Raw genomic sequence first — 10,403 nt, forward strand, 5'->3', positions numbered from 1 at the left:
CGTAGTGGCATTGAATGTTGGTCCAGATTTTAAACAGCGCTGGTTAAATGTACCTGATGCTGTTCGTCAGGCCTTTATTGATGACCTGAGTCGCGTCTGCGATGTACTCAAACCTGAAACAGGTTTGCACAGTTGGATTGAACAAGACCAACGTGCTCAAGCTGTCTCGACCCAACGAATTGAACAAGCGTATGCCGATCTGAAAGCACAGCTGATTGAAGAAGCGCGGATTCGTAAACAACAAGCGTTAGAAAAATCACTGGCAGACAAACGCGCAGCACAGGAAGCTTATGCGGAGAGCCTCAAAAAAGATGAAATCCGTCAGTTCAATGAGCAAACCCAAGCTTTAAATGTGATGCGTCAAAGTGTCGATCAGGAAATTTCGAGCTACACTGCACGCTATGAGAAAACGCCTGAACAAGCTCTGGACTATGCCAAAGGTAAATTTGGTATTGATGACTCACAAATTTTGTCGGAGTTAGAAAGTGTCCGTTTACGTTTAGAGCTTGAAGCGGAAACCTTAATTGAAGAGTCTGTAGCCAGCTATCGCAGTAAGCTACAAGCCGCGGCTCAAGAAGAAATTGACTATATTTTGAAAAATTCAGACTTTTCTGATGAAGTGGTATCCAACTCTGCCTAACAGGCCTTGGTTTCCACTCAGACTCACTGCGGTGAGTTTTTTTATGCACCCTTGTTTTGCTCGGCTGATGTAGTCTGTTTCGATCTCAAACCAACACATCAACCATAAATGATAAGGTATTGCCCACACCATAACCAATCGCCAACAAACTACCAATCCAAATCAGACCACCGGTCACGTTGTACCACATAAAAGTCGCCAAGCTCATATGCCCTGCGCCCGCAGCAAAAGGCGCGAAAGAACGCACAAAAGGAATAAAACGTGCCACTAAAATGGTTTTACCGCCATGCTTTAAGAAATATTGATTGGTCTTCATCATATATTCGGGTTTCAGCCAACGTGAATGCTGATGGGCAAATTTAAAGCCCAGCTTCTGACCGGTATAATAATTGACGATATAACCCAATACCGCAGCAATCATCATCAAAATACCCATGGTGTGGATATGGATTAAATCCGAGCTGGAACATAAGGCACCAATGGCAATCAGTAAACTGTCACCCGGCAAAAAGAACATAAAAACGAAGCCCGTTTCTGCAAAAATAATCAGAAAAAGAATCGCATAAATCCAAAGGCCGTATTCTGCAAGCAGTACGGGCAATAATTGTTCTAGATGGAGAAAAAAATCAATCATTGTCACCTATCCGTGCAATGAACTGCGTACTATCTTTCATCATACTCAATTGCTTACCTATTCATTTCAAAAGAAAAACTCCCTCATTTTGGGCAAATAGGGAGCTCATCTTTTGTCTATTCTTGCTGCAATCTAAACGATTTTTCTATTTCAAGAAACCATTTTGTGCCAAAAAGTCTAAACTAATTTTAGATTGCGGGGTCGTTTCCGCAGCTTTGTCACCCATCATCAGACGTTCAATGTAGCGTGCTAACACATCCACTTCAAGGTTCACTTGACTCCCTACCTTCCACGTTCCAATGTTGGTTCGTTCAGCCGTATGCGGAATTAAATTGAGGCTTAAAATACGCCCACGCAAATGATTAATGGTTAAACTGATCCCATCAACCGTGATCGAGCCTTTTTCTGCTAAGTAACGTGCAATCTCAGCTGGCGCAGTCACTTCAAAATAAAGCGAACGTGCATCTTCACGCACAACGGTGATTTCACCCACAGCATCAACATGACCTGACACAATGTGTCCACCAAAACGTGTGGTGGGCAACATCGCCTTTTCCACATTTACACGTTGGCCAACTTTCCAGTGGGTCAGTGTGGTTCGGTTTAAACTTTCACGTGAGACATCGGCAGCATACCAGTGCTCACCCCAGTCAATCACTGTGAGGCAAATGCCATTGGTGGCAATCGAGTCACCCAAATGGACATCTGACATATCCAGATCCGTACCAATGCGTAACCGCACATCGCCACCGACATTTTGTACGCTTTCAACTGTGCCCAGACTTTCGATGATCCCTGTAAACATTTCTGATTTCTACCTCTATATTTTTACCACAGCGCCAACTGTGTCGTGACCCCAGATGTATCGACCCCACCCAATTCGGCATAATGATACAACTGCCCAAGCAACTGACGAATTGGCGGACCTGACTTGGCATGGGTATCAGTGATCACAATAAACTCTAACACACGCGCACGCTCAGACTGACGCTGTTTACTCACGCGATAACGCGGTACATCCTGCGTTAATAAAGTCACGCGACCTCGCTCCAAATTGGCTTTGAGCAAGTCCCCCGCTTCAATATTACCATCGGTTGAATAACTGGTCAGAATGTAACGTGCATTGATGGTGGACAGTAATTTCTCGTATGCTTCTTTAGCATACTTTGACGAGTTATAAGGGCTCGGACGCTCTTTGCGCCACGCACGGTCAATTCCGCTTTTAAAGCCTTTGGTGTCTGGTGTCGGCAAATCCACCTGATCCCATAGTGTTAAAGCATTTAAAACATGATAGTTACTGCTGTAGGCATGTTGGTTATAGGGTGGATCTAGATAAGCTACATCGACCTCAAAACTGCTCATTTGATTTGCCAAATGCTGCGCATCGACACACCACATTTCAGCCATCGGGTTCTTTTGCTTATTATCACCCACTTCACTAAAACGACTTGGGGTCAACCACAGCAAGGATTCAATCCGCTCTAGCGCTGTTTGGGTTTTACCGCCCCAACCGTGGTGGAAGCTTTTAAAGACGCCGGAAGTATTGCTGACAAAACTTGCAGAATACAGCAGCGGTGCCAGTAAAGCAGACATCTCCACATCATCGATTGCCCCTTGTGCCTGCCATGTGGCAATTTGCTGACGAATCGCATCGATGCGCATGCCGTTGCGACGTTTGAAGAACAAACGATCTCGGCTTGGATCATAGATCTCATCATTTCGCGGACACAGATTATGCGTCACCCAGCCCTTAACTTCAGGCAAGCGGTTTAAATAATCAATGGCTTTTTGATAACCACCCAACTCTTTAAATGCAGGCGCTTCGGTACAAGCCAAAATGGCATGGTTCAGGGCATGGCTATACGGTTCCCAGTCATTGGCAATCACCCGATAACCATTTTGACGCGCCAAACGCGAGACCACGCCCGAACCAGCAAAGAAGTCAGCAAAAATAGGCGCACGACCATCTGCACGGTTTAAAGTCCCTGTACTCTCGAGTGCCTCTAAAATCAGATGCAACAGACGGCGCTTATTCCCCAAATAAGGAACAAGTTGATGAAATAGATATTCATCGGTGGTACGTGCCGCGTGACGACGTTTATGATAAACCGTAGACTCTGAACTCATAATGACTCTTGAGAAGGGATAAGCGTTAAGCGCACATCATCACCGAATTGTGTGACATCCATGAGCTTAAAGCGGAGTTGCTCTGCCATCTGAGAAAACTCAGCATTGAACATTGCACGTGCAGACTGACCCAATAAGGTCGGTGCCACATAACTAATCATTTCATCGACCAACTTTTCTTGTAAAAAAGCCGTCGATAACGTTGCACCCGCTTCAACCATGACATCATAAATCTGATGCGATTGAACCAACTGCTTTAATAACTGATCTAAAGGTTGTACAGCAAACTGTAGCACGCCTAAATCAGCCAATGCTTGTCGATAAGGCCCCATCACCATCACAGTATCAGGCTGCTGTAAAATTTGGGCCGTCAATGGCAATCGTCCTTGACGGTCTAACACCAGACGTTTCGGTTGTACAACCGTTGTCAGATCCGCAACATCCTGAAGCTGTCTAACATTCAGCTGAGGATCATCGGCCAGTATGGTTTCAATCCCAGTGATCACGACGCCAGAAATGGCACGAAAATGCTGAACATCTAAACGTGCGGCTGGGCCTGTAATCCATTTCGACTCACCCGAAGCCATCGCCGTTCGACCATCTAAACTAGAGGCAACTTTTAAACGAACATAAGGCATGCCAGTAGCCATGGCTTTCAAAAAGCCCGCATTCAACTGATGCGCTTCGGCTTGGCAAATACCGACATCGACCTCAATGCCTGCTTCTTTTAAAATTTGTACCCCTTTACCGGCCACCAAAGGGTTGGGATCTGGACAGGCAATCACAACACGCGCCACGCCTGCCTCGACCAAACCTTTGGCACACGGCGGTGTACGCCCATAATGTGCACAAGGTTCTAAAGTGACATAAGCCGTTGCGCCTTGAGTCTGTTCGCCCGCTTCGCGCATCGCAAAAACTTCGGCATGTGGCTGACCCGCTTTAGGGTGATAACCCGTCCCCAGCAACTGCCCATCTTTGACAATGACACAGCCTACATTTGGATTTGGCTTGGTGCTGTATTGACCTTGCAGTGCTAAAGCAATCGCTTGTTTCATCCAAGCTTGGTCAGCATGTAAAGCACTAGACTGTAATTCAGACATGGATGCCAACTCGCTTAATGTTCACGTTGTTGCATTTGTTCAATTTGGTGACGAAAGGCATCGACATCTTGAAAGTCTTGATAGACCGATGCAAAACGCACATACGCAACATGATCCAACGAAAATAAAGATTGCATGACAATTTCACCAATGGTGCGTGATTTCACATCACGCTCACCTAAACGGCGGATTTGCAGCTGAATATCGCTTAAGACGGTTTCAATTTGCTCTTGTGTCACGGGACGTTTTTGTAAAGCATGCATCAAGGAACGACGCAATTTTGCTTCATCAAAAGGTTCACTTTTGCCATCCGACTTGATCACACGAGGCATGACCACTTCATAACTTTCAAAGGTTGTGAATCGTTCACCACAACTAATACATTCACGACGACGACGAATTTGACAACCTTCAGCGGCCAAACGTGAGTCGATCACTTTACTGTCTTCAGCGTTGCAAAATGGACAATGCATAGTGGTTAAATTGAACAAATTTGAATGGTTTTAGAGTGTAGCAAAAATTCGGTGTTTTGTAGAGTTTTACGCTAGATATAGAAAAAAAACAGCCCTTTCGGGCTGTTTCACACAATATATTGATTATACTGTTTATTTATTATTCTATTGATTAGTCCACACGTTCACCATGTTGGCTCAAGTCTAGGCCCATACGTTCATCATCAGATTCAACGCGAATTCCAATCACCAGATCAATCACTTTCAAGATGATGAAGGTTAATACTGCTGAGTATGCAATCGTTGCCAATACCCCTTCAACTTGAACCCAAAGTTGATGCATTACATCACTTGGTGCTTTGTCGCCCATGATGAAATCGCTGGCAAAGAATGCTGTTAAGATTGCACCGACAATACCACCGACACCATGTAAACCAAACGCATCTAAAGAGTCATCGGCTTTTAAAGCACGTTTCAATGCACTGATACCCCAGAAGCATACCACACCACCGATTAAACCCATCGCCAGTGCACCGCCGACAGTCACAAACCCTGCTGCTGGTGTAATCACTACAAGACCAGCAACCGCACCAGATGCAGCACCGAGTACTGAACCTTTACCACGTGCAACTTTTTCAGTAATTAACCAAGAGATTGCCGCTGCTGCTGCTGCTACTTGAGTCACAAGCAATGCATAACCTGCTGAGCCGTTTGCGCCCAATGCAGAACCCCCGTTGAAACCAAACCAGCCTACCCACAGTAGGCTTGCACCCACAACGGTTAATGCCAAGTTGTGTGGAGCCATTGATTCACGACCTAAGCCCATACGTTTACCAAGCATATATGCAGCAACCAAACCTGCCACACCTGAGTTGATGTGTACAACGGTACCGCCGGCAAAGTCGAGTGCGCCATCATTTGCTAACCAACCACCGCCCCATACCCAGTGAGTAATTGGTGCATAGACCACGACTACCCAAATCGAGATGAAAGCGATAAATGCGCCGAATTTCATCCGTTCTGCAATTGAACCACTAATAATGGCAACGGTAATGATGGCAAAGGTCATTTGGAAAATAACGAATAGAACTTCAGGAATCGTCCCTGTGAGTGCATCTGTGGTAATCCCAGTCAGCATGAACTTATCTAAGCCACCAATAAAGGCATTGCCCTCACCAAAGGCCAATGTATAACCAATGATGACCCATGCAATACTTACCACTGCTGCAGCAACAAAGCTATGTGCCATAGTACTTAAGACGTTTTTCTTACGAACCATACCGCCGTAGAATAACGCTAAACCTGGAATGGTCATTAATAAAACCAGTGCTGTGGAGACTAAAATCCACGCCGTATCACCTGTATCTAATGTTGGTTCTTCTTCTGCAGGTGCGGGTGCTTCTACTGGAGCAGCAACGGCTTCAACCGCTGGAGCAGCCACATCCGTTGTTTCAACCACTGTGACTTGTTCTGATGGCGTTGGCGCTGTTGCTGCTTCTTCAGCCCAAGCAACAGAACCACCTAAAAGTGCGCCAGATAAGCTCAGCGCGAATAGCATCTTTTTCATTCGTATCCCCCAACCTAATTTGTGCGAGTTATGTGTTACTCAGCAAACTTCATGCCAAATTAAACGGCATCGGCACCTGTTTCACCTGTACGGATACGGATGACTTGCTCTAAATTTGTGACGAAAATTTTACCGTCGCCAATTTTTCCGGTACTAGCCACACGTGTGATTGACTCAATCACCGCGTCGACCATTTCATCACTGATCGCGATTTCGATTTTTACTTTTGGTAAGAAATCAACAACATATTCAGCGCCACGATAAAGTTCAGTATGACCTTTTTGACGACCAAAGCCTTTGACTTCAGTTACCGTGATCCCTTGAACACCAATTTCAGACAGTGCTTCACGCACATCATCCAATTTAAACGGTTTTACAATTGCAGTTACGAGCTTCATGTTTGTTTTCCTTCGGCTTATTTCACCAGTAAGGTTTTATGTTCAAATTTCATGCCAAAAATTCTTAGGTTGGGGGGAAAAGAAAGTCTGACATGAGTTTTCTTTATACCCTATTCTATACATTTAAATGCGTTTTGAGCTTCAAAATTCAGGTTTTTTAGTCGAAGATTTATGATTTTTTTACAATCGATGAAATCATATTTCATCTGAAAGGCTATAGAGTCAGAAGCAGCAATGGTACACTGCTGTCACGTCTCCAACTGTTGGATATAGAAATGATTGAAACTTTATTACAAGCCATACTGGAACAAGTCGAACAACCTAAACAAGACTTAGAACATAATTTACGCGCACTGCTCAATGAAGCAGTCACCAAGATGGATTTGGTTTCCAAAGATGAAATTGAACGTCAACGTACTGCACTGAATAATGCCAATTTGCGTTTAAATGACTTATTGAAACAAGTGGAAGCTTTAGAGTTACGCATCCAGAACAAAAAATGAGCACCTGTTTGGTGCAATAAAAGACGCATAACGAATTAAAATAATGCACTATAATGGAACAAAAGATGTCTTTTGCCAAAATTTACACTCGAGCTTTGCTCGGTTTACACGCACCTTCGGTTGAAGTTGAAGTTCATCTGAGCCAAGGACTACCGTTATTTAAAACCTACTTAAACCTACTTACGTGGGTTTAATGTTTAATTCCTACTTCATCATCAAGAACCAATTGCTATTGCGCTTGGGATTACCTCAATTCCATAGGCTGTCACGGTGTAACTCACCGCCATTGGTGGCTTATGTAGCCACCAATTCTTTATCTGCATGTTTTAGAATATTGATGGCAGCATTAATATCCCTGTGATGCAGGGTGTTACATGAACATCGCCACTCACGCATTGCAAGTGTCAGGTTTTGGTTTAATTCACCACAATTCGAACACATCTTGCTGCTTGGAAAGAATCGTCCAACAGAAAGTATTGATTTGCCATGCTGTTTAGCCTTGTAAATCAACTGTCGCTTGAACTCATAAAAGCCCATATCCGATATGGCTCTTGAGAGCTTACGGTTTTGTACCATACCTTTCACATTTAAATCCTCAATCGCAATCAGATCGAATCGCTTAACTAAATCAGATGTGACTTGATGAAGATTGTTTTTTCTCAAGCATGATATTTTGTAGTGCAAACGAGAGAGCTTGGTTTTCGCTTTTTCTCTGTTTTGACTACCTTTCTTTTTACGGCTAAAAGACTTAGCAAGTCGTCTTAACTTGGCAAGCTGTTTCTTTAGTGGCGCACTTGATGGAACAACCTCGCCATTAGATAAAGTGGCAAGACTGGAAACACCTAAATCAATACCAACAGATAAACCTGTTTTGGGGTGAAGTTTCTCAGGCTGATTTAATTCAACAGCAATCGAAGCAAACCACTTACCACCCTGTTTAAATATTTTCGCTGATAATATTTTTCCTTGATAACGCAAATCCTCAGTCATTTTTACCCAACCCAAGTTTGGGATACTAATTTTTCTATCTTTAATGCTGAATTGGTCATTTGATAATGAGAAGCGATCATCTACGCCTTTTTTTCTAGGCTTTGGATATTTGGATTGACCATTAAAAAAACGATCAAATGAACTACCCAATTGCTTAATCGCAAGTTGTGGCGCACATTTGGTCACTTTAAGCATGAAAGGGTATTTCTCACGCTTGAACGAGTTTAAGTGCTTTCTTATTTTAGCTTCGGATGGTTTATTTAGAAGTTTTTTATCCACCTGAACGCCATAATAGTCACACTGATCTCTATATTCCTTATCTGCTTTATATTGACGTTGCCATTCTTTTAAAGCCCAATTATACGACAAACGAGCAACACCACTCGCTTGAGCGAAATGACTTGCTTGCTTATTATTTGGCAGTAATTGGATTACATGCCCTCGTATGAATCGGCTCATAGTGCGTCTTTGACTGCCTGTATTAACTTTTGGTTTTTCTTACTACGACTACCATATAATCTTGCCGAAAACACTGTAATGATTTCCAAAACATCTTGAGCAAGTTCTTCCTCAAAAGACAAATTTTCACCCTTATTAAGAATGACGATCTCCACGCTTTTAGCTTCACATAAGGCAAAAACCAACTCAGCACCAAACCGCAATAAGCGATCTTTATGCGTTAAAACCAAACGTCCGATTTCATCATTCATGATTGCTTCTAGCAGCTTATTTAAGCCTTTTTTTCTATAGTTCATACCCGAACCAAGATCGGAGATTAATTCAAACGTCCAACCTTGATTTGCACAGTACATTTCAAGAACTTGTTGCTGTCGAATTAAATCTTCTTTTTGGTCATGACTCGATACCCTTGCGTATGCAATGGTTTTCCTTTGAAGTTGACTATCGGGCTTGTGTATTTGCTCAGGCGTGATCTTACTCAGATCATATCGTCTATGATTTTTAGGGGTTCGATCTGCAACCAAAGTGCCTTCTTCATCCCAACGCCTTAATGTTTGAATGGAAACACCTAATGTTTTAGCTGCAACGCTAATGCTTACATATTTACTCATTTTGTATATAATAGTATAGAAATAAGTAGATTTCAATTAGCAGTTACAAACCCTCTTTAACCATTGTGGGGCTTCCTGAAGCAGCCGTTCGGGAAAGCAAAGATCGGGTGCGCTCCGCCATTATCAATAGTGGCTTTCAGTTTCCGACTAAACGCCTCACCATTAACCTTGCACCCGCAGACCTGCCCAAAGACAGTTCACGGTTGGATTTGCCTATTGCACTGGGTATTTTAATTGCCTCTGGTCAGCTCCCCGAACAAGGAACTGAAAATTTTGAATTTATAGGTGAGTTGGCACTTGATGGGCAACTGCGACCAATTTCAGGTACTTTAAGTATTGCGATTGCCTGCCAGCAAGCTGGCCATCAACTGATTTTACCTGAGGCCAATGCGCAAGAAGCCTCTCAACTACCAGATTTCCAAGTCTTTCCCGCACAGCATTTAAAACAAGTTTGTGATCATTTAAACCAAGCTTTACCTTTATCAGCACATCAAACATCGAATATGCATCCACAGTATCACTCTGGTTTAGATTTAAGTGATGTAAAAGGACAACTCCGTCCACGACGTGCATTAGAAATAGCGGCAGCGGGTGGTCACTCTATCCTGTTTCGTGGCCCACCAGGCACAGGCAAAACGCTTTTGGCTTCACGTTTGGCCAGCATCTTACCTCCACTCAATACGCAAGAAAATTTAGAAGTTGCGAGTATCTATTCTATTTCAGGTGCTAGCCATCATTTTGGCCAGCGGCCATTTCGCGCACCACACCATACAGCGTCTGCGATCGCACTGGTTGGCGGTGGCTCGAATCCAAAGCCCGGTGAAATAACCTTGGCACATTTAGGTGTGTTATTTTTAGATGAGTCACAAGTTTCCCTAAATTAGAATTATCATCAAAATATAAAAAAGCTATTTTAATGAAA

At 43.4% G+C, this 10,403-nt stretch carries 11 protein-coding genes and 2 pseudogenes; 4 read left to right on the plus strand and 9 right to left on the minus strand.

The genetic code is table 11. The annotated features are described in order from the left end of the window. Positions 1-4: 4 nt before the first annotated feature. On the plus strand, positions 5-640 hold the full coding sequence (blhA, locus tag AC4CUZ_RS02085) for a cell division protein BlhA (RefSeq protein ID WP_004978568.1): 636 nt from the start codon (positions 5-7) through the stop codon (positions 638-640). Between the two features lie 85 nt (positions 641-725). On the opposite strand, the gene AC4CUZ_RS02090 is transcribed toward blhA, so the two are convergent. The 7 genes from AC4CUZ_RS02090 to glnK all read right to left on the minus strand — a co-directional run bounded on the left by AC4CUZ_RS02090 (position 726) and on the right by glnK (position 6,918). After that, the gene (locus AC4CUZ_RS02090; protein WP_004692848.1) at positions 726-1,274 is read right to left on the minus strand and encodes a VTT domain-containing protein; all 549 of its coding nucleotides are present in this window, start codon (positions 1,272-1,274) and stop codon (positions 726-728) included. Between the two features lie 145 nt (positions 1,275-1,419). Then, a complete protein-coding gene (locus tag AC4CUZ_RS02095; protein WP_335999477.1) occupies positions 1,420-2,079 on the minus strand; it encodes a riboflavin synthase in 660 nt (219 codons plus the stop codon). Between the two features lie 23 nt (positions 2,080-2,102). Next, positions 2,103-3,401, minus strand: a complete 1,299-nt coding sequence (locus AC4CUZ_RS02100) for a DNA adenine methylase (protein WP_004692850.1) — start codon at positions 3,399-3,401, stop codon at positions 2,103-2,105. Next, on the minus strand, positions 3,398-4,501 hold the full coding sequence (gene ribD / locus AC4CUZ_RS02105; RefSeq protein WP_286407522.1) for a bifunctional diaminohydroxyphosphoribosylaminopyrimidine deaminase/5-amino-6-(5-phosphoribosylamino)uracil reductase RibD: 1,104 nt from the start codon (positions 4,499-4,501) through the stop codon (positions 3,398-3,400). Before ribD ends, AC4CUZ_RS02100 begins: the two co-directional genes overlap by 4 nt. Before the next feature lie 14 nt (positions 4,502-4,515). Further along, a complete protein-coding gene (gene nrdR / locus AC4CUZ_RS02110; RefSeq protein WP_004692852.1) occupies positions 4,516-4,974 on the minus strand; it encodes a transcriptional regulator NrdR in 459 nt (152 codons plus the stop codon). Between the two features lie 151 nt (positions 4,975-5,125). Beyond that, entirely contained in the window at positions 5,126-6,520 is a 1,395-nt protein-coding gene (locus AC4CUZ_RS02115; protein WP_058868720.1) for an ammonium transporter, read from the minus strand. Between the two features lie 59 nt (positions 6,521-6,579). Beyond that, positions 6,580-6,918 (minus strand): P-II family nitrogen regulator, encoded by a 339-nt coding sequence (glnK, locus tag AC4CUZ_RS02120; protein ID WP_004281042.1) that lies wholly within the window; start codon positions 6,916-6,918, stop codon positions 6,580-6,582. Between the two features lie 275 nt (positions 6,919-7,193). On the opposite strand from glnK, the gene AC4CUZ_RS02125 reads away from it, so the two are divergent. Next, the gene (locus AC4CUZ_RS02125) at positions 7,194-7,421 is read left to right on the plus strand and encodes an accessory factor UbiK family protein (protein WP_004692854.1); all 228 of its coding nucleotides are present in this window, start codon (positions 7,194-7,196) and stop codon (positions 7,419-7,421) included. Between the two features lie 65 nt (positions 7,422-7,486). After that, positions 7,487-7,576, plus strand: a pseudogene (locus AC4CUZ_RS02130) (hypothetical protein); the annotation flags it as partial. A gap of 139 nt (positions 7,577-7,715) precedes the next feature. Here the strand turns inward: AC4CUZ_RS02130 and AC4CUZ_RS02135 are convergent. After that, positions 7,716-8,870, minus strand: coding sequence for an RNA-guided endonuclease InsQ/TnpB family protein (locus AC4CUZ_RS02135; RefSeq protein ID WP_005402020.1), 1,155 nt, complete (start codon positions 8,868-8,870; stop codon positions 7,716-7,718). Then, on the minus strand, positions 8,867-9,481 hold the full coding sequence (locus AC4CUZ_RS02140) for an IS607 family transposase (protein WP_005402019.1): 615 nt from the start codon (positions 9,479-9,481) through the stop codon (positions 8,867-8,869). Before AC4CUZ_RS02140 ends, AC4CUZ_RS02135 begins: the two co-directional genes overlap by 4 nt. Before the next feature lie 44 nt (positions 9,482-9,525). Between AC4CUZ_RS02140 and AC4CUZ_RS02145 the strand changes: the two are divergent. Beyond that, positions 9,526-10,344 (plus strand): annotated as a pseudogene (locus AC4CUZ_RS02145) (YifB family Mg chelatase-like AAA ATPase); the annotation flags it as partial. Positions 10,345-10,403 lie beyond the last annotated feature (59 nt).

The sequence above is a fragment of the Acinetobacter sp. 789_lipA genome, from assembly GCF_058242845.1.